Genomic DNA, 22,706 nt, shown 5'->3' on the forward strand with positions numbered 1-22,706 from the left:
ACCACTGGCATAAAGAGAACAGCTATTCACGGAAGTTATGAAAACTTGCGTCAATTATCTTAATTGAACCGCCGTATACGGAACCGTACGTACGGTGGTGTGAGAGGACGGGAGTTAATCGCTCCCTCCTACTCGATTTTTCGATAAGAAAAGATTTTGACTGACTGTTTGGTAGAGCGCACTTTTAAAATGACAGCGTTTACATAAACTGTTTTTTCCATTAAAATGAGCATTATAAAATAAAAAAAGGAAAAGGGGATTGGAAATGTTTTTTTCCTATACTCAAGAAGAAATGGAGAGGGCTTTAAACTTGTTTCATACGCTTGCAAAAGCGTATAAAAACGTTTCGGATCACGCCAATCGAGACAGCAAGGAGCATGGTTTGAATCCAACCGAATATGCTGTATTGGAGCTTCTGTACATAAAGGGTCCGCAAAAACTTCAGCAAATCGGGTCAAAACTATTGCTTGTCAGCGGTAATGTAACTTATGTTATTGACAAGCTTGAAAAAAACGGGTGGATTTATCGGGAAAAAAATCCGAAAGATAAACGGTCAGTTTATGCAAATTTATCGGAGAAGGGGCGCCAATATTTTGATGAAATATATCCGATCCGCGCCTTAAGGATGGCGAGAGTTTTTTCCGGCCTATCCGAAGAAGAACAAGTGCAATTGATTGAACTGTTAAAAAAAGCTGCAGACTCCAGCAATAGTGTGCTGTTTCGATAATTTTTATGAATGAAATTCTATGTAATTATTGAATAAAGCTATGTTTATACCGATATAAAAAATGAGAACCCATAGTTGAGGAAGTGTTAAAATAATGGATCGCCTTTTTCAACAATTTTATGACCTCATTTTTCAAATTCACCCTGATATGATCGTTTTTTGTGATCCAAGCGGATTGGTCAAGGAAGGCAACAGAATGGCTGCGCATTTTTTGCAAAAGAAAGGTTCGATTTATCATTTTTTTCATTCTTCATCCAGAAAAGAGATTCAGCATCTTTTTGAACAGGTGAGGATAACCGGCGAACCTGCAACTTTTGAGGCAGTTGTTGAGGAAACGCCTTCGTCCATCTTATGCCTTCCTTTATATAGCAATAATTTTTTTTATGGTTATGCGCTGATTATAAGAGATATTTCAAAAGTAAAGGAAGCGGATGAAAAGATTCAATATTTAACGCAATTTGACGATTTGACAAAGCTGCCAAATGAACAAGCTACTTTCAACCGTTTAGAGTATTTATGCCAAACAGAAAAAAATCCTGCTGCAGTTGTGAAGTTTCAAATTAACCGCTATAAATACATAAACGAAATTTTTGGGAAAGATATTAGTAATGAAGTGATTAAGTCATTTGCAAGGCAGTTGAGAAATATTTTTCCCGATACATACTTTATAGGTCGATTGTCAAATGACGAGTTTTTAGTTATTGTTTACAATGTTGTAAATAAAGATGAGATGATTCGTGATATTGTGCATCGTATCAATAAGCTGGAAGATATACTTGTCATCAACGATTTGGAAATTTATTACGACTACAGCATTGGCATCGTGTTTTACCCGATTCATGGAAGAACGCCGAAAACTTTAATTAAAAATAGTGAAATTGCTATCAAAATGGGGAAAGAAAAAAACGAGCGCATTGCCCAATTTAATAATCATAACAGCAAATCGATCGAACGAAGAATTTTTATAGAAAATGAGCTTTACAAAGCTGTGAAAAAAAGAGAATTATGTTTATATTATCAACCGATCGTCGATACAAAAGAAAAAAAAATTACCGGCTTTGAAATGCTGCTCAGATGGAAACATAAAGAGCTTGGGATGATTCCCCCTTCAGAATTTATACCGATTGCGGAAGATACAGGGCTTATCGTAGAAATCGGCAAATGGAGCATGGAAAAAGCTTGCCAGCAATTAAAGGAATGGAGAGATAAGGGCTTCCGTGACTTGAAAATCAGTGTCAATTTATCTATTAAACAATTTTACCAGCATGATGTTGTGAAAATGATTACGGATTACTTGACGATGTATGAAATTCCGCCTGAATGCTTTGAGCTTGAATTTACCGAAACCGTCCCAATGTACAATTTTGAATGGTTTTTGGAAATCATCCGTAAGTTAAAGAAACTAAATATAGGTCTGAGCATCGATGATTTCGGAACAGGCTATAGTTCGCTCAGCTATTTAACGAAGCTGAAGCTGGATAAAATTAAAATTGACCGTTCTTTTATTCAAAACATTTATTTAGAGCACGACCACAATGTCGTTGTAAAAACGATCATTGCTCTAGCACAAAATTTGAAGCTTTCCATCGTAGCGGAAGGCGTCGAAAAAAAAGAACAAGTATTTTTTCTGAATCGCCACCATTGTTTTCAAATGCAAGGTTTTTATTTCAGCAAGCCTGTTTCATCTGATGAAGCATTCCAACTTTTGCAAAATTGGCCTGAAAAGAAAAATCAATTGTTCATTTGAAAATCTTGATCGTCGGATTTAGATTGATTACTCTTAAAAAAATATTCTGCTTTTAACAGGTGAAACCGGCAATTTTGCCGGTTTCAACGAGAGAATAAGCTCTGGCATTTTTGAAAAAGTCAAAATGCAATATTTACCATCCCCACCAAGATGCACCAACAATAATGAGAAGGATGAACAGAACGACGATTAACGCAAAGCCTCCGCCGTATCCTCCAGATACTCCAGACATATGAAAACCTCCCTGTGAAATGTTTTATTACAGTTATAAACTATGCTGAAGAAGCTCAAGTTGTATAGGCGGTTTTCATAATAAATGCTCGACAATGGCCTTAATTTTTTCATGCTGATCGATGGAAAAATAATGTTTCATTGGACAAATACCTGATTTTACCCTGTTGATGCAGTAGTCCATTGTAAAAGATTCAGCGTCAAGCTGTTCATTGACTTCATTCCAATGAAGCGGAGCGGCAACCGTTCCATTTTCGACTCCTCTGACGGAATAAGGTGAAATGATCGTTTTTCCCTCTGCATGCTGTAAAAAGTCAATATAAAGGCGGCTGCCCCGGTTTTTCTTCAAGCGTTCAATCGTAAATTCGTTCGGATGCTGTTCGGCTAAATAATTAGCGAAAAAAGACGTAAACTGCCTCGTTTCCTCATATGAGAAAATGTTGGTGCCGATCGGAATATGAACTTGAATTCCTTTGTTTCCGGAAAGCTTTGGAAAGGAGGCAATCTCAAACCGATCTAAACATTCCTTCAGCTTGTTTGCAGCATAAACAGCCAAATGAAATTCGTTTTTCGACGGCGGATCTAAATCAAATACAATTTCTGCCGGCTGTTTCTCCTTCCACGTATTAAAGGGGATATGAAATTCAATTGCGAGCTGGTTGCCAAGCCACATAAGCGTTTTTTTGTCATTGCAAATGATATAATGAATCCCGTCGATTGTTTTTGTCTGAATAAATTCCGGGGCATAATCAGGACAATTTTTTTGAAAAAATGCTTCTCCCAACAAACCGTGCGGATAGCGGATCACCGTTAAGGGGCGGTCTTTTAAAAATGGAAGCATGTAATCGGAAATTTCCAATAAATAAAGCAAAAAATCTTGTTTTTGTATATCATGTTTCGGCCAAAGAGGTTTTTCAATATGTGTGACAGCCACATCTTTGACATTGGCTGCAGCCATTTTCAGCTGCAAAAAAGTGCAGTCTGTCCAATCATGTTCCAATGCAAAGGAATGGAAAGAAGGTTCTCTTAAACTGCCGCTGTCAATGGAAAGAAACCGTACTTTCATGCAAATGGCCGGCTCTATAGTATATAGGTGGTTTTCCTTTTTTCCTTTCTTTTTTATAATCTCCAACAACGCTTGTTTTTGGTTGTCAGGCATACCGTGAGAAAAAACGCCGGCTTGCACAATTGTTCCTTTATGATGAACAGAAATATGCATGTAGCCGTTGTTTGAATCAAATCCAGTGACAAAAAAGAGCGCTTCTTTAAAGTTTTTGATTTTCAGCCATTGTGATGTTCTTTTCTTGTTCTCATATGTGCTTAACATATGTTTGCAAACAACGCCTTCTCCATCATGCTGGACAATTTTTTCCCATAATTGGGAAAACTGATGATATGCTTGAATCATTTGGATCGGGACCGGATTCTCTGGACTAACATGCAGCGGTAAACCGAGTTGTTGAAATAAGGAGGATAGTAGTTCTTTTCGGCTGGAAAGGGGTTTTTTTGTTATATCCTCTCCTTGCAGCAAAAGTATATCGAAAACGAGAAGCTGATATGCTTCGGTCGTTTCATCGCTTTTTCTTTTCCATTTTCTTTTTAAAGAGGCAATATCAGCGGAAAAAGCTGTTTTGAGCATAACAAGCTCTCCGTCCAAAACAAGCGGAAAAAAAGGACGCCATTTTTCTATATGTCTTTCGATAAAATGTTTAATTTCCGGGAACGATGGGGATAAATCGTTTCCATTTCGGCTCATGAGAGAAATACGGTCTTCGTCCGCTTGCAATATCGTGCGAAAACCATCATATTTTGGCTCATATAGCCATTGCTCCCCTTCCGGAATATGGAAAGATAATGTCGGCATCATCGGTTGCATAGTGTTCACCCTTAAAGATTGGAGGATAGATTTGTGAAAAATGCAGTTTTTTTAGACAGAGACGGCGTTGTAAATGAAGTGATGACCAATCGTGTCCGTTTCGTAAATAAGCCTGAAGATTTTTATTTGTTAAAAGGAGCAGCTGAAGCTGTTGCGCTTTTGAACAGATCCAATTTTGATGTTTTCGTTGTCACAAATCAGGGCGGAGTCGGATTAGGATACATGTCAGAAAAAATGCTCCACAAAATCCATGAAAAAATGGTTCGTGAAATTGAAAAAAAAGGCGGAACGATTAAAGAGGTTGCCTATTGTCCACATGCACCGAAAGAAGGCTGCGCCTGCCGTAAGCCGGAGCCGAAGATGATTGTTGATTTGGCAAAGAAATATAACATCAATATAGAGAACAGTTATATGATTGGTGATCGTGAAGTGGATATCGCTGCCGGAAAGGCTGCAGGAGCTAAAACGATATTAGTAGGCAGCCGCCATCAAGAAAAAATAGCTGATTTTCATTTTCCGGATTTGCTGTCGGCTGCCCGCTTTATTGTCCGGCAAAGCTAAGCTTTTTTGCGGGTCGTTTTCGTTTTTTTACCTGCTGCTCCGCTTTTTTCTTCTCCCTTTTTATTTAATGATTTTGAGCGTTCGATGCTTGCCTCAAGCGCACTCATTAAATCGACCACGTTCTTTTTTGGAGACGGTTCAGCCGTTTTTGTTTCGTTTTGCTGTACTTTTTCTTCAATTTTTTCTTGAATCCGTAAACGGTATTCATCTTGATATTTCTCCGGTTGGAACGTTGTTGTCAGCTGATCGATAAGCAGCATGGCAGCGTCCAGCTCTTTTTTTTCAATATTGGTATTTTGAGGAACCCCGGGAACGTCACGGGCGTTTCGCACTTCATCTGGATAATGAATCGTTTCCATTAAAATGACGTCCTCATATGTCCGGATGACAGCCAATTGTTGTTTAGAGCGCATTGAAATTTTTCCAATTCCAATCTTCCCTGATTGTTTCAATGCTTCACGAAGCAATGCATACACTTTTTGTCCGTTTTCGCCTGGACCGATATAATATGACCGGTTAAAATAAATCGGATCAATTTCCGGCAAATTCACGAAATCGACGATTTCAACCGTTTTGTCTTCATTTTCTTCCTTCAGAGCTGCTAATTCCTCATCTGCTAAAATGATGAATTTGCCTTGTACATATTCGAACCCTTTCACAATGTCATCGTTGCCAACTTCTTCGTCGCAGTTTGGACAACGTTTTGCGTATTGAATTGGGGTATGGCATTTTTTGTGAAGCTGACGAAATTTCATATCTTTGTCTTCTGTAGCAGAAAACAGTTTGACCGGGATGTTGACGAGCCCGAAGGATATGGAACCTTTCCACATCGTATGCATATTCATTCCGCCTTTCCGTAAGTTACCTTTTCTTTCTCTTTATTTTTTGCGAAAGGATCAGAATGATTTGTGTTAAAAAATGTAAGTTGCATACTCGAAAACCGGTTCATACAAATTTCGAAAAAAGAAAAAAATCGGCAATTTGCCGATTTTACGGTTGAACCAATTATTTTTTTTCATTTTTTTCTTCTTCGTCAAGAATTCCTTTTGTAGCCAGTTTGAATTCCCGCAGCGTTTTTCCTGCTGCTTTTCCAAGCTCCGGAAGCTTGCTCGGTCCAAAAAGCAAAAGTGCAACGAAAATGATTAAAATAAATTCTGTCCAACCAATTCCCATGTTCTATTCCTCCTAAAAAATGTTCCATTTCATGCCGTTATGCAATCGGAACATGAACAAATAAAACTTATGAAACATCATCCAACATCATTTTACCCTAAACAATATGAAAAATGAAGCATTTGGACGAACATGGGAAAGGATAAAATGTTTGTATTATTTACAAAAGTCTATTTTAAGGCTGTTTTCCGCTAAAATCAGCCTGAGCTTGTGCAATTAAACGCTTTGTCATTTCTCCTCCAACAGATCCGTTTGCGCGTGAGGTAGTATTTGAACCAAGGTGGACACCAAACTCTTGCGCGATTTCCATTTTAAATTGTTCAAGAGCTTGTTCAACTCCTGGAACAATTAATTGATTTCGCCTTGCCATTCGAATTCAACTCCTTTTTGCCTGTTTACGCATAGTTTGCAAAAAAGAAGTGATCTGATGTGTGGAACTTGTTGGTTAAAAATAAACAATGTAGTTGACCGTAAAATGTTGATATTGGTATGAATTTACCAGCATATAAAAGGAAATGTAAGAAAACTATATAAAAAAACTATTCAGTACAAGCTGACCATTAAATATAAGAGATATCCGCTATATACCGCGTTTGTATCCATCAAGAAAAATTAGTTATACTTATAAAGCAACGAATCGTTCGGGTTTACATATTTTTATTATGAGCTATTAAAGCTTAGTATGACAATTTTATCGGCGTATTATTTTGAAAATATTGAATTTTATAAAAAGGGGTGAAAAAATGCCGATCATTGAGGTGAAAAATTTAACAAAAATTTTTGGTAAAAACCCCGCTCAAGCATTGAAGCTATTAGATGAAGGATTTTCAAAGCATGAAATTTTACAAAAAACCGGACATACAGTGGGAGTGAATCGCGCTTCCTTTTCCGTTGAGGCTGGAGAAATTTTCGTCATTATGGGGTTGTCTGGAAGCGGCAAATCCACATTGATAAGATTGCTCAACCGGTTGATTGAACCGACTAAAGGAAGCATTTTTATCGACGGGGACAATTTATCAAAAATGGATAAAAAATCATTGCGAGAGGTGCGGAGAAAAAAAATCAGCATGGTTTTTCAACGATTTGCCCTATTTCCGCACCGAACGGTTTTAGAAAATGCAGAATTCGGACTTGAAATTCAAAAGGTCCCAAAAGAAGAACGAAGGGAGAAGGCAATCAAAGCGCTTGAAATGGTCGGATTAGGACAATATTTGGAGCAAAAGCCTAATCAGCTGTCAGGCGGAATGCAGCAGCGCGTAGGACTTGCGAGAGCATTGGCAAATGATCCTGAAGTGCTGTTAATGGATGAGGCCTTTTCGGCCTTGGATCCGCTTATCCGAAAAGAAATGCAGGATGAATTGCTCGATCTTCAAGGGACGATGAAGAAAACCATTATATTTATTACACATGATTTAGATGAAGCTTTGCGGCTTGGAGACCGGATTGCCTTAATGAAAGACGGATCGATTGTGCAAATCGGTACGCCCGAAGAGATTTTAATGAATCCGGCAAACGACTATGTTGAAAAATTCGTTGAAGATGTAGACAGATCGAAAATATTGACGGCGCAGCATATTATGAAACGGCCCGAAACGATCAATATTGAAAAGCATGGACCGCGTGTTGCATTGGAAAGAATGAGAGAAGAAGGGATATCCACCATTTTCGTTGTTGACAGCAAACGGAATCTAAAAGGTTATGTAACAGCTGATGATGCATCAGAAGCAAGAAAAAAAGATGTTCGTGATATTGAAGAAATATTGCGGACAAATGTTCCGAAGGTTGAAAAGGACACACCAATGTATGATATTTTTACGGTCATCCACGACTCGCCGATACCAGTAGCAGTAGTCGAAAAGGAAAAATTAATAGGGATCATCGTTCGCGGGTCAGTCATCGCGGCTCTTGCAGGTGAAAGCGAGGTGAGCACAAACAGTGCTGAATAATGTGTTGGATTTTGTTCCGAAAATTCCAGTTGCGGAAAAGATCAAACAATTTACGGACTGGGTGACAAATTCTTTTTCGTTCTTGTTTGATCCGTTAAAAAAATATTTTGAGGATTTAATGGAATATGTGGCGGATTTGTTGGGGGCTGTGCCGCCTGTTCTAGTCATATTGATCGTTGCCGTTATTGCCTTTTTTATAAGCGGAAAAAAGTTTGGCCTGCCGGCATTTTCCATCGTCGGCCTTTGGTTTATTTACAACCAAGAGCTTTGGGATCATTTAATAAGTACATTTACTTTAGTTTTGATCGCAAGTTTATTATCCGTCATCATCGGTATTCCAATAGGTATTTTAATGTCTAAAAGCAGAACAGCGGAAGCAATGATTACTCCTATCTTGGATTTTATGCAAACGATGCCTGCATTTGTCTACTTAATACCTGCCGTTGCTTTTTTTGGCATCGGCATGGTGCCGGGAGTGTTTGCATCATTAATTTTCGCGACACCTCCTACCGTTCGTTTTACGAATTTAGGAATTCGCCAGGTGCCGAAAGAATTGATTGAAGCTTCTGATGCATTCGGTAGCACAGCAGTTCAAAAACTATTTAAAGTAGAACTGCCGATGGCGAGAGCCACAATTATGGCCGGAATCAATCAAACCGTCATGCTGGCATTATCAATGGTTGTCATTGCCTCGATGATTGGAGCGCCGGGACTTGGAAGAAACGTGTTATCCGCTTTGCAGCGCGCTCAAATTGGTCCCGGATTTGTTGCAGGTATCGGTATTGTCATATTAGCCATCATTATCGACCGCTTCACTCAAAGCATGAACAAGAAGCATGATCATGTATAGCAAGTTGGTCTCTTTTCGAATTGAAAAATTAAAAAGGAGTTTTGATATTTATGTTTAAACGAATTTGGAAACGCCTAGGACTTGTTGCCGGAATTTCCTTGTCGCTTTTAGTGGCTGGCTGCGGATCAAACGGGGGATCTGAAGGCGGGGCGGCAGATGAAGGAAAAATAAAATTGGTTTACGTGGAATGGGATACGGAAGTCGCCTCCGCCCATGTCATCAAAAAAGTTTTAGAAGATCAAGGATTCGATGTGGACATTACACCTGTTGATAATGCTGTTATGTGGGAATCTGTTGCAAAAGGTGAGGCAGACGGCATGGTTGCCGCCTGGCTGCCGGCTACTCACGGAGATTTATATGAAGAATATAAAGATCAGCTGGAGGATTTAGGTCCAAACTTGGAGGGTGCGAAAATCGGGCTCGTCGTTCCGAAATATATGGACATTCAATCAATTGAAGAGCTCGATCAATATGCTGGCAAATTAAACAAAACGATTACAGGCATTGAACCTGGAGCGGGCGTTGTAAAATCAGCGGAAAACGCTGTTAAAACATATGAAAGCCTAAAAGGCTGGCAAGTCCAAACATCTTCAAGCGGAGCTATGGCAACGGCTTTAGGGGAAGCTTATAAAAATAAAGAACCAATTGTCGTTACAGGCTGGTCCCCGCATTGGAAATTTGCTGCATATGACTTAAAATTTTTGGAAGATCCGAAAGGCTCCTTTGGGAAAGAAGAACATATATCCACAATCGTTCGAAAGGGATTAAAAGAAGATATGCCGAAAGCATATAAAATTTTGGATCAATTCTCATGGACTGCTGAAGATATTGAACAAGTCATGTTGGAAATTTCAGAAGGCAGTGATCCTGCTAAAGCAGCAGAAGATTGGGTCGAAGCAAATCAAGGTAAAGTGGCAGAATGGACAAAAGGTGTGGAATGATCTATTTTAAGAGGGGCTGTACAGAAAGTCAAATCTCCATTGAAAACAAAAAATCATAAACACCGATATATCAACGTTTCTAACACATTAATGGGGGCGTCTATAAGCCGTAAAAACGACTTATTAGACACCCCCTTTTATCATTTTTACATGGTCCGGAGCGTCTTTAGTTTTGATCATTTCATTGTTTATTTTTAGTAAAGGCTGTTCTCTAAAAGATTTTTTTATATGAAAATTTGTCAAATTACCATAATGTGTTAAAATTATGTTATAAACCTTAAGGTAAGATTTATGTAAAGAGTATGAAGAACATATGTTAGCATTACAAAAATGGGGGTGTGATAATGAGCGAAGACAAAGAAACACCTGGAAGAAGAAGAGAAAGACTAAGACGAGAAGAATTAATACGAAACCCAACTGGAAATATAAACGATGCGTTTAATAGAGCTGAAACTGGAAACCTTGCTGATTTAGTAGGTAGTTTAGGTTGGAAGGGTACTGGAATACCTATTCTTGCGATCATAATAGGTTCTATAGCCGCATCAATATTCTTAAAGTAAGGAGAGTGCTTTGAGGTCTTTTATTATGCACTTCTTAGTTGTATCATTTGATTTTTGACAAGCTGAAATAACACGTTTATCAAATGTTAAATCCTTTCTATATTAATCAACGGAACTAATAAAGGCAGTGATCCAAATAACGAGTTCCAACCCTTTAGAACCTTTCCACCCAACCTTTCAAGCGATTGTGGAAATTGTTAACGTGTTGAATAAGATAAATTCCTTCCTTAACACGTTGCTTTTGGCGTTCATTGACCAACACCCCCTTCAATTTGGCAAGCTTCTTATAATTCGTTGCTGTATCAGTGCATAGCAAAGCGGAAGGATGAATAAACTCACCTATCACAGTTCAATTTCTTCGGCTTTCACACGCCCTGTTCCTGTTTTTCGAGCAATCATATTGCCATTTCTATCTTGTGCTGCGACAACTGCAATTGTAAAATTAGAAATCCCTCTTTTCTTGTCTTTCTCGCCACATTTCTTAACTTTTCTATGTGATTTCACGCTCCCTTAAAAATGTTGCCCTTTGCCGTTTCTTTGTTATTATATAGGTATTGGCTGCTATAAGGAGGGGACTTATTTGAATCATCAAAAAAATGATGTTTATCTTAACATGATGGAAAATAGCTTACAAAGAATTTCAAACCATTTTCATGAAATGGTCAAGATGATGGAAGAAAAAATGGATTTTACATACGAACGTTATACAGCTTTTGAACGAATGAAAAAGGAATTGCTTGAAGACATGAGGGCTCTCGAATTTTACATAAAAGGTTCGGCTAAAAGTAGTCAAGCCCGAAAATAACTTCGGGAATTGCACAACCGCAATTCCCGATCTAAAAGTTAGTTATTATCTATTTTTTGTCGATTCGCTTTCTTTATCAATGAACGCTTTTGCCCTTGTTTGAAAATGATACGTTAAAACAGCCAATACCGCAGCAACCGTCACATGGCAAATGCTGTCGATTTGAGCATCCGATAAAGAAGTTTGCTTTTGAAGAAGCCTTTTTGTTTGTACGAAAAGTTTTTTTTCAAACTGCCGGTTGTTGTCGATCTCGACATTTTTTACTTGTTCCAACACATCTGTATATAATTTATAAAACATTAACGGACTGATTAAATCATCATTCCGGTCGGAAATCGTATTAAAAACTTTCATCAATAAGGAACGGACAGTTTCAAAGTCGAATATGGTTTTTAAATCTTTTACAATTAACAATAAAGCAGCTTGTTCGACCGAATATTTTTTTCCAAGTTCAGGAGGACCGATGATTTCTTTTATATCACGCTTGACCCAATTTTGAACGGAAGTTGATTTCAAGGAAGTTAGTTCGCAAAAATTTCCTAAGATGACGATTTCATTCGTTGACAGTCCAAGCTCTCCTTTGTCTCTTTGTTTGCTCAATTTTTTGATGAAGCCAGGTATTTGGTTTGTTTGATCAGAGGGCAATTGTTGTTTCATCACTTCTTCAGGGGATAATTCGTGTATTCCTTTTAAAGATAGTAATAATTGAACCATAACGGAACGGCGCAATTGAATTTTTCCCATAACATCCCCCTTTATTAAACAGCCTACCCTTATTTTTAATAAAAAGATATAAAAAAACAAGCATTTTATATGGAATTAATAAGTTCAGATAAATTTTTCTTGAGTATGAATTTGTAGAAATTGACACAATAACAAATTTTTCAGTTTCGATGATCAAAATTGGAAAAACCTCTTTAAAAAAACTTGTACTTTCTTTATGATAGTATGAGCAGTAAAAAAAAGGATTGAACAAGGATGCTAGTAAATATTCGTAATCGATTAGTTTCACTATCACCAGCTCAGATGCTTGCTATTTTTTATTTTTTAGCTATCACAGTTGCGGTCATTTTGCTCAGTTTGCCGTTTGTTCACAAACCGGATGCCGAATGGACGTTTTTGGATGCATTGTTTACTGCTGTTAGTGCAGTAAGTGTAACAGGGCTGACAACTGTTTCAATTATTGATACGTTTACCGTTCCGGGGATTTTTATTTTAATGATTGTTCTCCAAATTGGCGGCATCGGCATCATGACGTTGGGCACATTGTTTTGGCTCGTTTTAGGCAAAAAAATAGGCTTAAGGGAACGTCAGTTGATCATGGTTGATCAAAATCAATTGAATTTGTCCGGCATTGTAAATTTAATGAGGCAAATTATGTTGATGATTTTGATTATTGAACTGATCGGAACCATCATATTAGGCACATATTATTTAAAATATTTTCCGGAATGGAAGGAAGCTTATTTGCATGGCATGTTTTCTGCCATCAGCGCCACAACGAATGCCGGCTTTGATATAAGCGGTTCGTCGCTCGTACCTTTTGCACATGATTATTTTGTCCAAATGGTTCATATTATTTTAATGACGCTGGGAGCTATCGGATTTCCAGTTTTGATTGAGACAAAAAACTTTATTTTGACAATTGGAACAAAAAGGACATACCGGTTTTCTTTGTACACAAAATTGACAACTGTGACATTTTTCGCATTGGTCGTTATTGGAACAATCCTGATCTATCTAATAGAATCAGGCAATTATTTATCTGATAAAAGTTTTCTCGAATCTTTCTTCTATGCTCTGTTTCAATCAGCTACCACAAGGAGCACAGGGCTTTATACAATGGATGTCAGCATGTTCAGCGAGACGACTTTGCTGATTATGTCCATATTTATGTTTATAGGTGCTTCGCCAAGCTCTGTGGGTGGCGGGGTTCGAACGACTACCGTTGCAGTCATTTTGCTAGTTGCCTTTCATTTTGCGAAAGGTTCCAGCACGGTGAAAGTATTTAAACGGGAAATACACCCAGATGATATAAAAAAATCAATTGCCGTTATGACAGTTTCTGTTATTTTGTGCTTAACTTCGATTGTCATATTATCTGCAACAGAACGGTTTACGTTAATGGAAATTATCTTTGAAGTTTGTTCAGCCTTTGGAACAACAGGGCTTTCGCTTGGCATTACACCTGAACTTAGTCCGATCGGAAAAATCATAATCATGATCATGATGTTTATTGGTCGGATCGGCATTTTATCGTTTATCTTTTTAATTGGAAAACAGAGGAAGGAAGCCAATTATCATTATCCGAAAGAACGGGTAATTATTGGATAAAAAAGAATTGTGATAAAATCATAGGGGAGAGGGGGAATTTTTGTGCGGATTCGAAAGCTTTTTTTTAGTGTTTTTGTCGTGCTGGTGCTTTTTTCGGGATGTTCTAAAGATCCAAAGCCGGAGGATCGTTTTGCAGACTTTGTTGCCAATTGGAGAGACCAAAATTTTTCGGAAATGTATGACCAATTGACTGCCAATGTGAAAAAAAATATTAAAAAAGACGAATTTGTTTCCCGCTATGAAAAAATTTATCAAGATTCAGGTGTGAAACAGCTGAAAATCGACTTTAAGAAACCGAAAGAAGAAATAAAGCCTGATAAAAACGGAAATATTACATTCCCATTTGCTGTTTCAATGGAAACATTAGCGGGGAAAATAAGCTTTGAAAACAAAGCCGTTTTAAAAAAAGAAGAAACAGATAATGGAAACGATTGGCGAATTGAATGGAATCCTTCCTTTATTTTTCCTCAGCTTGATGAAGGAGAAGAAATTTCCATCCAGCCGATCGCGCCGGAAAGAGGGGAGATTTTTGACCAAAATGGAAAAGGACTTGCCATCAATGGCCTGTTGTTTGAAATCGGTGTAGTACCGGGAGAAATGAAGGAGCAAAAAGAAACCATTTTGGAACAAACAGCGAAGCTTCTTGAAGTTTCCAAGGAGGAAATTGAGAAAAAATTATCCCAAGGCTGGGTGAAGGAGGACTCATTCGTCCCGCTGAAAATCGTAAATCCGGCTGACACAGAGCTTGTCAACAAACTTTTAGCCATTCCTTCCGTTAAGAAAAAAAATGTAACGGGAAGAATGTATCCTTTTGGCGAGAGCGCTGCCCACTTGACTGGCTATTTGCGGTCAATGTATAAAGAAGAGCTTGAGAAATATGAGGAAAAAGGGTACAGCTCTTCTGAGCAAATTGGCGCAGCTGGATTGGAGCAAGTTTTTGAAGATGAGCTGCACGGAACGACAGGCTGGATCATCAAAGTAAAAGGAACAGATGAAGTGATCGCCAAAAAAGAAGCTGAGAACGGAAACGATATTTACCTTACAATTGATGCTGATCTTCAGCAAAATATTTACAAAGAATTATCAACTGATTCCGGTGCAAGTGTCGCAATCAATCCAAAAACCGGAGAAACTCTGGCTATGGTCAGTGCGCCGTCCTATGATCCGAACGATTTTTTGACGGAATACAAGAAGAAAAAAGATGATCCGAATAAACCGTTTATGGCTAAGTTCAAAAATTTGTATACACCTGGTTCTGTTTTAAAGCCGCTCACAGCAGCGATTGGGCTCAATACCGGAACGATTGATCCGAATAAAAAGATTTCCATTCCAAAAGATACTTGGCAAAAAGACGGGAGCTGGGGCAATTATTATATTAAGCGGGTTCCATCCCCTGCAACACAAGTTGATTTGCGCGCTGCTCTTGCCTATTCAGATAATATTTACTTCGCTCAGGCTGCTTTAAATATTGGAGCCGAAAAATTTATAAAAGGACTAGAGTCCTTTGCATTTCATGAAAAAATTGATTTTCCGTTTCCTATTGAAACATCGAAAATTGCAAATAACGGTATGGATAATGAAGTGCTTTTAGCCGATTCTGGATATGGACAGGGACAAATTCAAATCACTCCTCTTCATTTATCATACACCTTTACAGTATTTATCAATGGCGGAAACATGATTAAGCCCGTATTAATAAAAGAAGAAGAGAAGACACCATCCAATTGGAAAAGCCATGTTGTTTCAAAGGAACATGCGAATTTGATTTTTCAAGATTTGATTCAAGTGGTGGAGGATCCGAACGGAACGGCGTATAAACCTCGAACTCCAGGATTGAAGCTGGCTGGAAAAACAGGAACGGCAGAGCTGAAAGCGGCAAAAGGAGAAAAAGGTCAGGAAAACGGTTGGTTTGTTGCTGTTGATGCGGATAAAAAAGATCTTTTAATAACGATGATGATTGAACGTGTTGAAGATCGCGGAGGAAGCCATTACGTGGTTTCGAAAGTAAAAAATATTTTCAAAGCTAGAAAGTAAAAAAGGTCAACCATCCATTGCGAAGATGAATAGAATAAACGAATTTCAGTGTTGTCATGAATCGCTTCTTTCATTGTTTGGCAGTTTTACGAAATTACGCCAAATAAGAGCGGTTCTTTTTTTATGCAAACAAAGTGCTAAATCATCACTTTTTTTAGCTGCAAAACAGAAAACGGTCCAAAATTGCCGAATAGCTTGAAGTATAAAGCATCAAAATTGCCGCTTAACCTGTTATAAAAGAAGCACAAAATACCCTTGCGGAGCAAGAAAAAACTTAAGCATTGACGATCGGGCATCCATATGGAAGCACATCCCTTTTTCCATCTTTTATAGAAACAGCTGAATAAATGGTTTGTTTCTGAAAAAGATAAAAAAGAAAGGAGGATGCAGATTGAAGAGGAAACAAGCATATAATCAAGCAGAAAAAACGAGCAAAACACCAACAGAAAGCCTTCCTGAAAAAGAATTTTCAGCATCCTATACAGATGAAGACCCGATGAAAGGGGCTAACCGAAATTCAAAAAAGGGGAAAGCACATGGATCATAATAAAAACGTAAAGAACAAAAAAGATGTGAAACAAGATTTGGAATTTGGCAATGAACTGGGAGATTTTAATGCTGCGAAAATTTACGATATTTTAGAAGAAAACAAAAGAAAAACAAAAACAAAAGGTGAGGGATGTTAAGCTTCCCTCACCTTTTTCAGCGCAGTATACGGAAAAGAAAACATATGCGGCTGGTGATCGCAATAGTTGTAATAAACTAACAAAATTGCCGGCTCTTTTACTAATATCTTTTTTTGCAAATACAGCTCAGGATTAAATGGAAGAATTTCTAAAACCGTATGCTTATATAAATCTTTTTCCGAAAGAGACAGATTTAAAAAGGTTTTTCCAAGCATTTCAGGGTTGGACAGGATAAATTGATAGATTGCTGATTGCTCCTGTTTTTTAAGCTTTTCATCCCACCATGGCTTTCGCGGCTTTTGCTTCTGATTGCGCAAATAATCGTATTTCAGAAACCCTTCAACAATTGGCAAATGTTCTCGTTTGCGTTCTTGAATAAACGAAAATAATCTTCGAAACAAATCTTCGAGCTGATGACCAATTCTTGCCCATCCGCGTTCATCCCAGTAGGCGCCAAATTCTTGAAAGAAATCAAAAGGCGTCTCAAACACTTCTTCTACTAAATATTCTACTGTCGCGTCCATTCGATGGTCGTTCCAAAATTTCTCAAGAACATCTTCCACCTGTTTAATTTTGAGAATATCTTCAAAAGAGAGAACGTTGTTGCTTAAAATTTCGTATGGCGGTTCATCCATATACACGTAGCCAAAATGTTTAGCTCCAATTCGAAGACCAGTCCCTCTGAGCATTTTTAAAAAACCAAGCTGCAGTTCTTCAGGTCTTAATGCAAACACATCGTTAAAAGTTTTTCGAAAAGAGTTGTAGTCTTCTTCAGGAAGCCCGGCAATTAAATCAAGGTGCTGATCTATTTTTCCGCCTTGTTTGATCATCGTCACCGTTCTGGACAGTTTTGCGAAGTTTTGCTTACGTTTCACTAATTCGTTTGTGAAATCGTTTGTTGATTGAACGCCGATCTCGAATCGGAAAAGTCCTTTCGGTGCGTTGTCATTTAAAAACTGAATCACTTCCGGGCGCATAATGTCGCCAGTTATTTCGAACTGGAACACGACGCCCGGAACATGTTCATCAATTAAAAATTGAAACATGTCCATCGCATATTTCCGGCTGATGTTAAACGTTCGGTCGACAAATTTAATTGTTTTCGCACCGTTTTTCATTAAATAGCGAATATCTTCCTTGATTTTCTCCCGATCAAAATAACGAACCCCAACCTCAATGGAAGATAAGCAAAATTGGCAGTTGAAGGGGCAGCCGCGGCTCGTTTCAATATAAACAATCCGTTTGCTAAGATGTGGCACATCTTCTTCAAATCGAAAAGGCGACGGCATCATTCGCAGATCAATTTTGTTCCTCTGCGGATTTACAATGACTGCTCCGTCTTTTCGAAAAGCTAAACCGCTCACGTTTTCCCATTCTTGGTTTCCATGTGCTTCCCGCAAAAACTGCTTAAACGTTTCTTCCCCTTCTCCTACGATAATAAAATCAATCTCTGGGATTTTTTCAAGCCATTCTTTCGTATCATATGATACTTCAGGCCCACCAAAGACAATGATGGTTTCCGGCTTTATTTTTTTCAGTATTTTCGCCACTTTGATTGTTTCTGCAATGTTCCATATGTAACAGCTAAAACCGATTATGTCCGGTTTTTTTCGAAACAAATCTGTTACAATGTTCATCGCGGGATCTTTTATCGTATATTCTGCCATTTGAACTTGAAATTCTGGCTCGGCATATGCTTTTAAATAACGTATAGCCAAGTTCATATGAATGTATTTGGCATTTAATGAACTGACAATGATGTTCATATTTCCACACCTTTTTCATAATGGATATTGAGAAGTAGCGATTTTCTACATTATTGTAACATATTCTTTTCAAATAAGAAGAAGCAGGGATTCACCCTTTTGATAAGTTTTTCGTACGCGTTCTTTTCCGTTTCTATCAATCACCTTAACAAGTCTACAGCTATAAAGCATATTCGTCGAGTGTTTTTGTCATTTTAACTGGTACAGTAAAAGTGAGTTACATATTAGACGTTCGTAACGGATGAAGCATTGTTTAAGAGTTTAGACAAATTTCTCTTTTTTTATGATGAAGTTTCATTCAGTCATTTGCGCGATTTCGGAGACACAGGTCTATGATTCCTTCCAAAAAAGTTGTCAAAAAAGAAAAAGTTTATGGTTAGACGTTGTTATTTTTTCGCCAACACTTTGATTTTTATAAGTCTTTTCCAGTAAAATAAATGTACCGATATTTTGGACTTCATTTTGTTTAGTTGAACTTTGGGGTGAAGCAAATGGAATATAAACAAATCAAACCGAGAAAGCTTTATGAAGAAGTGGCGGAAGCCCTTTTAGATATGATTAAAAAAGGAGAAATAAAACCTGGAGAAAAATTGGAATCCGTTCATCAGCTTGCTGAAAATTTTCAAGTCGGCCGTGCAGCGATTCGTGAAGCATTAAGCGCATTAAGAGCAATGGGGATTGTTGAAATGAAACAAGGGGAAGGAACGTTTGTAAAAGAGTTTGATCCCATGTCATTCACGTTTTCTCTTTCGACAGCGGCGTTAATGAATATGAAAGATATTGAACATTTATTAGAGGTTAGAAAAATATTAGAAGTCGGTGCTGCATTTACTGCTGCAGCAAAGCGGACGGAGCAAAATCTCCATGATATGAAAGCTGCGCTTGACGAAATGCTTATCCATATAAACGATGAAGAATTAGGAGAAAAAGCGGATTGGAAGTTTCATAAAGCGATCGCAGCCGCTACGCAAAACCCCATTTTATTAAGCTTAATGAACAATGTAGCCGACATGATTGTTGAAACGATGCGGGAAACACGAAAAATTTGGCTTTATTCAGAGCAAGTAACCGCAGAACGAATTTTTCAAGAGCATAAAGCCATCTTTACAGCAATTGAACAACAAAACGCGGAAGAAGCACAGCATTTAATGCTCGCACACCTGACAAATGTTGAAAAGGTTTTGAAAAAACATCATAAAGCCCATATAAAAACAGGGGCTAAAACAGAGTCTTTTTAACTAGGAATTGACATATGATGCAAGCGTTTTTACACATGCCGTCTCTGACTTGAACTGACAAAAGAACTATTGTTTTTTGCGGCAATAAAAAATTTTTCGGGAGAAACCCGTTTGGCCCGCTTCGACAAAGGATAGCTGCTGACATCTCAAAGATGTTGGCGGCTTTTTTTATGAATAAAGCAAGCATATTCCTTTCTAGTCATCAGATGACCTGTTGACTAAAGATAAAAAAAGCGATAAAGTGAAAAGAAAAGGGTTACATCTTAGTTGAAACTGTTTCACAAGGCGGGGGGAGCAAATTGAAAGTTTCATTATTTGTCACATGTTTAGTGGATGTATTTAACGGTTCAGTAGGCAAAGCAACAGTTGAGCTTTTAGAAAGACTTGGATGCGAAGTAGAATTTCCGGAAAGCCAAATTTGCTGCGGACAGCCTGCCTATAACAGCGGATATGTTCAAGCGGCAAAAGAAGCGATGAAAAATATGATTCTCACCTTTGAACATGCCGATTATGTTGTCACACCTTCCGGATCATGTGCCACGATGTTTAAGGAATATCCGCACATTTTTGATGAAGATCCGGTTTGGAAAGAAAAGGCGCAAAAGCTTGCAAATAAGACGTATGAATTAACACAGTTTATTGTAGATGTTTTAAATTTGGAAGATGTGGGCGCAACATTAAAAGGAAAAGCAACCTATCATACATCATGTCATATGACCCGTCTTCTTGGAGTTCAGGAGGCACCATTTAAATTGCTGGCAAACGTGAAGGGGCTTGAATTGGTTCCGCTTCCAAATGCATATGATTGCTGCGGCTTTGGCGGAACGTTTTCCGTCAAAATGGAACAAATATCTGAACAAATGGTTGATGAAAAAGTTCGGCATATTGAGGAAACCGATGCCGACTATTTAATCGGGGCAGACTGCGGCTGCTTAATGAATATCGGGGGGAGAATAAGCAGGAAAAATAAACAAGTCAAGGTCATGCACATTGCTGAGGTGTTAAACAGTATCGAATAATGGAGGGGGGAAAGCAGGATGGCAATGAAAATTTCGGATCAGCCGTTTGATCAAAGGGTGCAAAAAAATATTGAAAACGATTTTATGAGAAATGCAGTCCAAGATGCTCAAGAAAGGCTGAGAAAAAGACGTCTGGAAGCTGCTGAAGAGCTTGGCAATTGGGAAGAATGGAGATCGCTCGGTGAACAAATCAGAAAGCATACATTGGAAAATTTGGACTATTATTTACACCAGTTAAGCGAAAATGTTGCAAAAAGGGGCGGACATGTTTTTTTTGCTCAAACAGCGGAGGAAGCGAACGATTACATCCAAAGTGTTATCAAGAAAAAAAAGGCTCGCAAAATTGTCAAATCGAAATCGATGGTGACGGAAGAAATTCATATGAATCAATGTTTGGAGGAAGCGGGCTGTGAAGTTATTGAAACGGATCTAGGCGAATATATATTGCAGATTGATGATCATGATCCGCCTTCGCACATTGTAGCCCCAGCCCTGCATAAAAATAAGGAACAAATTCGAGATGTGTTTCAGCGAAAACTTGGGTATGAGAAAACAGAAAAGCCTGAGGAGCTTGCACTCCATGCGAGAAAAATGCTTAGGGAGGAATTTTTAACAGCGGATGTCGGCATCACAGGATGCAATTTTGCCATTGCCGAGTCTGGATCGTTTTGTTTAGTGACAAATGAGGGAAATGCCCGCATGGTGACGACCATTCCGAAAACACAAATAACTGTCATGGGGATGGAAAGAATAGTTCCAACATTCGAAGAACTTGATGTGCTTGTCAGTCTTTTGACAAGGAGTGCAGTCGGTCAAAAATTAACGAGCTATATAACGGTTTTAACTGGTCCGAAACAAAAAGAGGATGTTGACGGACCGGAAGAATTCCATTTGGTGATTGTTGATAACGGACGAAGCAAAATTTTAGGAACTGAATTCCAGCCTGTTCTTCAATGCATTCGTTGTGCAGCGTGCATTAACGTCTGTCCTGTATATCGGCATATAGGCGGCCACTCGTACGGATCGATTTACCCAGGTCCGATTGGCGCTGTATTGACGCCGCTTTTTGGCGGTTATGATGATTTTAAGGAATTGCCTTATGCTTCCACACTATGTGCCGCTTGTACGGAAGCATGCCCCGTAAAAATTCCGCTTCATGAACTTCTCCATAAGCATCGGCAAGTAATTGTCGAGCGGGAAGGACGAGCGCCAATAAGCGAGAAGCTGGCGATGAAGGCATTTGGAATAGGAGCATCGAATCAAAAACTGTATCAGTGGGGAACAAAACTGGCGCCAGCAGCCCTCAAACCGTTTTCGAAAGACGGGAAAATTTCCAATGGACCAGGTCCTTTGAAAAATTGGACGTCCATACGTGATTTCCCAGCACCGGAAAAAAACAGCTTTCGCGAATGGTTTCACAATCGCAAAAAAGAAAGTGGTGATCGTTCATGAACGGAACGATTCAAAATCGAGATTCGTTTTTGCAGACGATAGCTCAAAGGTTAGGACGAAATCCCCGGAAGGAAGGAGTGGAACGGCCCAGCTGGTCATTTCACCCTCAAGAAAAAACACTTGCTGGTTATTCTTCCGACGAATTGGTTGATGCATTTATAAAACAATGTAAAAATGTTCATGTCGATGTATACAGAACGACTTCCAAATCATTGAAAAATACGCTGAAAGAGGCGATTGCTTTTTATGGAGGCGGTCCGATTGTGACGTGGGACGATCATCGGTTTGAAGCATTCGGGCTGATGCCTTTTTTATTGGAGGAATTGCCAAACGAAGGAACAGACGTGCATATATGGGATCCTGAGCTTGGAAAAGAAAATATTCAAATTGCGGAAAGAGCAAATATCGGAATTACGTTCAGCGATTATACACTGGCTGAATCCGGAACGGTTGTCTTGTTGAATGGGGGAGGAAAAGGAAGGGCGGTCAGCCTTTTGCCGACAACGTATATTTCCATTATTCCGAAAAGCACGATCCTCCCTAGAATGACACAGGCCGCCAGAAAATTTCATCAAATGGTGGAAAAAGGCGAAACGATTTCTTCCTGCATTAATTTTATTACAGGACCGAGCAATTCAGCGGATATTGAAATGAACTTAGTGGTTGGCGTACATGGGCCAATTAAAACAGCCTATCTCATTATTGAAGATTGCTGAATGGATTGACTAAAAAATTGAACATCTGGCGAAGTCCATCGAGG

General features: G+C 38.6%; 23 protein-coding genes and 1 pseudogene. 16 read left to right on the forward strand and 8 right to left on the reverse strand.

Annotated features, from left to right (window positions below):
- The first annotated feature begins 265 nt into the window (after positions 1–265).
- Together NSQ71_RS06855 and NSQ71_RS06860 are read left to right on the forward strand one after the other, a co-directional pair.
- Positions 266–727, forward strand: a complete 462-nt coding sequence (locus NSQ71_RS06855) for a MarR family winged helix-turn-helix transcriptional regulator (RefSeq protein WP_063389390.1) — start codon at positions 266–268, stop codon at positions 725–727.
- A 94-nt stretch (positions 728–821) separates the two neighbouring features.
- Complete coding sequence (locus NSQ71_RS06860; protein ID WP_340733476.1) at positions 822–2,474, forward strand: bifunctional diguanylate cyclase/phosphodiesterase; 1,653 nt, start codon at positions 822–824, stop codon at positions 2,472–2,474.
- Between the two features lie 133 nt (positions 2,475–2,607).
- Here the strand turns inward: NSQ71_RS06860 and NSQ71_RS06865 are convergent, their stop codons facing one another.
- Both NSQ71_RS06865 and NSQ71_RS06870 read right to left on the reverse strand, forming a co-directional pair.
- Entirely contained in the window at positions 2,608–2,706 is a 99-nt protein-coding gene (locus tag NSQ71_RS06865) for a YjcZ family sporulation protein (protein WP_063389388.1), read from the reverse strand.
- A 75-nt stretch (positions 2,707–2,781) separates the two neighbouring features.
- The gene (locus NSQ71_RS06870) at positions 2,782–4,581 is read right to left on the reverse strand and encodes a DNA ligase D (protein WP_339211271.1); all 1,800 of its coding nucleotides are present in this window, start codon (positions 4,579–4,581) and stop codon (positions 2,782–2,784) included.
- A 33-nt stretch (positions 4,582–4,614) separates the two neighbouring features.
- Between NSQ71_RS06870 and NSQ71_RS06875 the strand changes: the two genes are divergently transcribed.
- On the forward strand, positions 4,615–5,142 hold the full coding sequence (locus NSQ71_RS06875; protein ID WP_339211272.1) for a D-glycero-alpha-D-manno-heptose-1,7-bisphosphate 7-phosphatase: 528 nt from the start codon (positions 4,615–4,617) through the stop codon (positions 5,140–5,142).
- Here the strand turns inward: NSQ71_RS06875 and ku are convergent.
- From ku to NSQ71_RS06890, 3 genes are all read right to left on the reverse strand, one after another.
- Positions 5,139–5,981, reverse strand: a complete 843-nt coding sequence (ku, locus tag NSQ71_RS06880) for a non-homologous end joining protein Ku (protein WP_340733480.1) — start codon at positions 5,979–5,981, stop codon at positions 5,139–5,141. The two genes, NSQ71_RS06875 and ku, sit on opposite strands and share 4 nt — an antisense overlap.
- Before the next feature lie 166 nt (positions 5,982–6,147).
- Positions 6,148–6,315 carry a twin-arginine translocase TatA/TatE family subunit gene (locus NSQ71_RS06885; RefSeq protein ID WP_063389384.1) on the reverse strand — a complete coding sequence of 56 codons (168 nt, stop codon included), beginning with the start codon at positions 6,313–6,315 and terminating at the stop codon, positions 6,148–6,150.
- 175 nt (positions 6,316–6,490) lie between these two features.
- Entirely contained in the window at positions 6,491–6,685 is a 195-nt protein-coding gene (locus tag NSQ71_RS06890) for an alpha/beta-type small acid-soluble spore protein (protein ID WP_063389383.1), read from the reverse strand.
- A gap of 373 nt (positions 6,686–7,058) precedes the next feature.
- Between NSQ71_RS06890 and NSQ71_RS06895 the strand changes: the two genes are divergently transcribed.
- The 4 genes from NSQ71_RS06895 (at position 7,059) to NSQ71_RS06910 (ending at position 10,612) form a co-directional block, all read left to right on the forward strand.
- On the forward strand, positions 7,059–8,261 hold the full coding sequence (locus NSQ71_RS06895; protein ID WP_063389382.1) for a quaternary amine ABC transporter ATP-binding protein: 1,203 nt from the start codon (positions 7,059–7,061) through the stop codon (positions 8,259–8,261).
- Positions 8,251–9,111: an ABC transporter permease gene (locus NSQ71_RS06900; protein ID WP_277986810.1), complete on the forward strand. Its 861-nt coding sequence runs from the start codon at positions 8,251–8,253 to the stop codon at positions 9,109–9,111. Before NSQ71_RS06895 ends, NSQ71_RS06900 begins: the two co-directional genes overlap by 11 nt.
- 50 nt (positions 9,112–9,161) lie before the next feature.
- On the forward strand, positions 9,162–10,052 hold the full coding sequence (locus tag NSQ71_RS06905) for a glycine betaine ABC transporter substrate-binding protein (RefSeq protein ID WP_066250827.1): 891 nt from the start codon (positions 9,162–9,164) through the stop codon (positions 10,050–10,052).
- 344 nt (positions 10,053–10,396) lie between these two features.
- Positions 10,397–10,612, forward strand: a complete 216-nt coding sequence (locus NSQ71_RS06910; RefSeq protein ID WP_339195006.1) for a DUF6366 family protein — start codon at positions 10,397–10,399, stop codon at positions 10,610–10,612.
- Here NSQ71_RS06910 and NSQ71_RS06915 read toward each other — a convergent pair.
- Positions 10,604–11,104, reverse strand: a pseudogene (locus NSQ71_RS06915) (IS1595 family transposase); the annotation flags it as partial. The gene NSQ71_RS06910 and the pseudogene NSQ71_RS06915 overlap by 9 nt on opposite strands.
- 88 nt (positions 11,105–11,192) lie before the next feature.
- Between NSQ71_RS06915 and NSQ71_RS06920 the strand changes: the two are divergent.
- Positions 11,193–11,417, forward strand: coding sequence for a hypothetical protein (locus tag NSQ71_RS06920; RefSeq protein WP_063389379.1), 225 nt, complete (start codon positions 11,193–11,195; stop codon positions 11,415–11,417).
- A gap of 45 nt (positions 11,418–11,462) precedes the next feature.
- Here the strand turns inward: NSQ71_RS06920 and NSQ71_RS06925 are convergent, their stop codons facing one another.
- A complete protein-coding gene (locus tag NSQ71_RS06925) occupies positions 11,463–12,161 on the reverse strand; it encodes a DUF1836 domain-containing protein (RefSeq protein WP_339195010.1) in 699 nt (232 codons plus the stop codon).
- Between the two features lie 234 nt (positions 12,162–12,395).
- Here NSQ71_RS06925 and NSQ71_RS06930 point away from each other — a divergent pair, with 234 nt between their 5' ends.
- The 4 genes from NSQ71_RS06930 to NSQ71_RS06945 all read left to right on the forward strand — a co-directional run bounded on the left by NSQ71_RS06930 (position 12,396) and on the right by NSQ71_RS06945 (position 16,471).
- A complete protein-coding gene (locus NSQ71_RS06930) occupies positions 12,396–13,751 on the forward strand; it encodes a TrkH family potassium uptake protein (protein WP_063389377.1) in 1,356 nt (451 codons plus the stop codon).
- 42 nt (positions 13,752–13,793) lie between these two features.
- The gene (locus NSQ71_RS06935) at positions 13,794–15,785 is read left to right on the forward strand and encodes a penicillin-binding transpeptidase domain-containing protein (RefSeq protein WP_445684687.1); all 1,992 of its coding nucleotides are present in this window, start codon (positions 13,794–13,796) and stop codon (positions 15,783–15,785) included.
- 391 nt (positions 15,786–16,176) lie between these two features.
- Positions 16,177–16,332 (forward strand): hypothetical protein, encoded by a 156-nt coding sequence (locus tag NSQ71_RS06940; RefSeq protein WP_094245525.1) that lies wholly within the window; start codon positions 16,177–16,179, stop codon positions 16,330–16,332.
- The gene (locus NSQ71_RS06945) at positions 16,322–16,471 is read left to right on the forward strand and encodes a hypothetical protein (protein WP_165381907.1); all 150 of its coding nucleotides are present in this window, start codon (positions 16,322–16,324) and stop codon (positions 16,469–16,471) included. Before NSQ71_RS06940 ends, NSQ71_RS06945 begins: the two co-directional genes overlap by 11 nt.
- Here the strand turns inward: NSQ71_RS06945 and NSQ71_RS06950 are convergent.
- Positions 16,468–18,237, reverse strand: coding sequence for a B12-binding domain-containing radical SAM protein (locus NSQ71_RS06950; RefSeq protein ID WP_340733488.1), 1,770 nt, complete (start codon positions 18,235–18,237; stop codon positions 16,468–16,470). The two genes, NSQ71_RS06945 and NSQ71_RS06950, sit on opposite strands and share 4 nt — an antisense overlap.
- Positions 18,238–18,728: 491 nt before the next feature.
- Between NSQ71_RS06950 and NSQ71_RS06955 the strand changes: the two genes are divergently transcribed.
- The 4 genes from NSQ71_RS06955 to NSQ71_RS06970 all read left to right on the forward strand — a co-directional run bounded on the left by NSQ71_RS06955 (position 18,729) and on the right by NSQ71_RS06970 (position 22,662).
- On the forward strand, positions 18,729–19,475 hold the full coding sequence (locus tag NSQ71_RS06955) for a FadR/GntR family transcriptional regulator (protein WP_063389375.1): 747 nt from the start codon (positions 18,729–18,731) through the stop codon (positions 19,473–19,475).
- Between the two features lie 299 nt (positions 19,476–19,774).
- Positions 19,775–20,494, forward strand: coding sequence for a (Fe-S)-binding protein (locus tag NSQ71_RS06960; RefSeq protein ID WP_063389374.1), 720 nt, complete (start codon positions 19,775–19,777; stop codon positions 20,492–20,494).
- Between the two features lie 18 nt (positions 20,495–20,512).
- The gene (locus NSQ71_RS06965; protein ID WP_063389373.1) at positions 20,513–21,946 is read left to right on the forward strand and encodes a LutB/LldF family L-lactate oxidation iron-sulfur protein; all 1,434 of its coding nucleotides are present in this window, start codon (positions 20,513–20,515) and stop codon (positions 21,944–21,946) included.
- Entirely contained in the window at positions 21,943–22,662 is a 720-nt protein-coding gene (locus NSQ71_RS06970; RefSeq protein ID WP_063389372.1) for a LutC/YkgG family protein, read from the forward strand. The genes NSQ71_RS06965 and NSQ71_RS06970 overlap by 4 nt, the downstream gene beginning before the upstream one ends.
- The last annotated feature ends 44 nt before the right edge of the window (positions 22,663–22,706 follow it).

Source organism: Aeribacillus sp. FSL M8-0235 (genome assembly GCF_038000355.1).
Classification (GTDB): Bacteria; Bacillota; Bacilli; order Bacillales; family Aeribacillaceae; genus Aeribacillus; species Aeribacillus composti.

Bases quoted from the DNA above. Each gene is read 5' to 3' on its own strand.
- NSQ71_RS06855 (WP_063389390.1), top strand. From the start codon at position 266: ATGTTTTTTTCCTATACTCAAGAAGAAATGGAGAGGGCTTTAAACTTG.
- NSQ71_RS06860 (WP_340733476.1), top strand. From the start codon at position 822: ATGGATCGCCTTTTTCAACAATTTTATGACCTCATTTTTCAAATTCAC.
- NSQ71_RS06865 (WP_063389388.1), bottom strand. From the start codon at position 2,706: ATGTCTGGAGTATCTGGAGGATACGGCGGAGGCTTTGCGTTAATCGTC.
- NSQ71_RS06870 (WP_339211271.1), bottom strand. From the start codon at position 4,581: ATGCAACCGATGATGCCGACATTATCTTTCCATATTCCGGAAGGGGAG.
- ku (WP_340733480.1), bottom strand. From the start codon at position 5,981: ATGCATACGATGTGGAAAGGTTCCATATCCTTCGGGCTCGTCAACATC.
- NSQ71_RS06885 (WP_063389384.1), bottom strand. From the start codon at position 6,315: ATGGGAATTGGTTGGACAGAATTTATTTTAATCATTTTCGTTGCACTT.
- NSQ71_RS06890 (WP_063389383.1), bottom strand. From the start codon at position 6,685: ATGGCAAGGCGAAATCAATTAATTGTTCCAGGAGTTGAACAAGCTCTT.
- NSQ71_RS06895 (WP_063389382.1), top strand. From the start codon at position 7,059: ATGCCGATCATTGAGGTGAAAAATTTAACAAAAATTTTTGGTAAAAAC.
- NSQ71_RS06905 (WP_066250827.1), top strand. From the start codon at position 9,162: ATGTTTAAACGAATTTGGAAACGCCTAGGACTTGTTGCCGGAATTTCC.
- NSQ71_RS06910 (WP_339195006.1), top strand. From the start codon at position 10,397: ATGAGCGAAGACAAAGAAACACCTGGAAGAAGAAGAGAAAGACTAAGA.
- NSQ71_RS06925 (WP_339195010.1), bottom strand. From the start codon at position 12,161: ATGGGAAAAATTCAATTGCGCCGTTCCGTTATGGTTCAATTATTACTA.
- NSQ71_RS06930 (WP_063389377.1), top strand. From the start codon at position 12,396: ATGCTAGTAAATATTCGTAATCGATTAGTTTCACTATCACCAGCTCAG.
- NSQ71_RS06945 (WP_165381907.1), top strand. From the start codon at position 16,322: ATGGATCATAATAAAAACGTAAAGAACAAAAAAGATGTGAAACAAGAT.
- NSQ71_RS06950 (WP_340733488.1), bottom strand. From the start codon at position 18,237: ATGAACATCATTGTCAGTTCATTAAATGCCAAATACATTCATATGAAC.
- NSQ71_RS06955 (WP_063389375.1), top strand. From the start codon at position 18,729: ATGGAATATAAACAAATCAAACCGAGAAAGCTTTATGAAGAAGTGGCG.
- NSQ71_RS06965 (WP_063389373.1), top strand. From the start codon at position 20,513: ATGGCAATGAAAATTTCGGATCAGCCGTTTGATCAAAGGGTGCAAAAA.
- NSQ71_RS06970 (WP_063389372.1), top strand. From the start codon at position 21,943: ATGAACGGAACGATTCAAAATCGAGATTCGTTTTTGCAGACGATAGCT.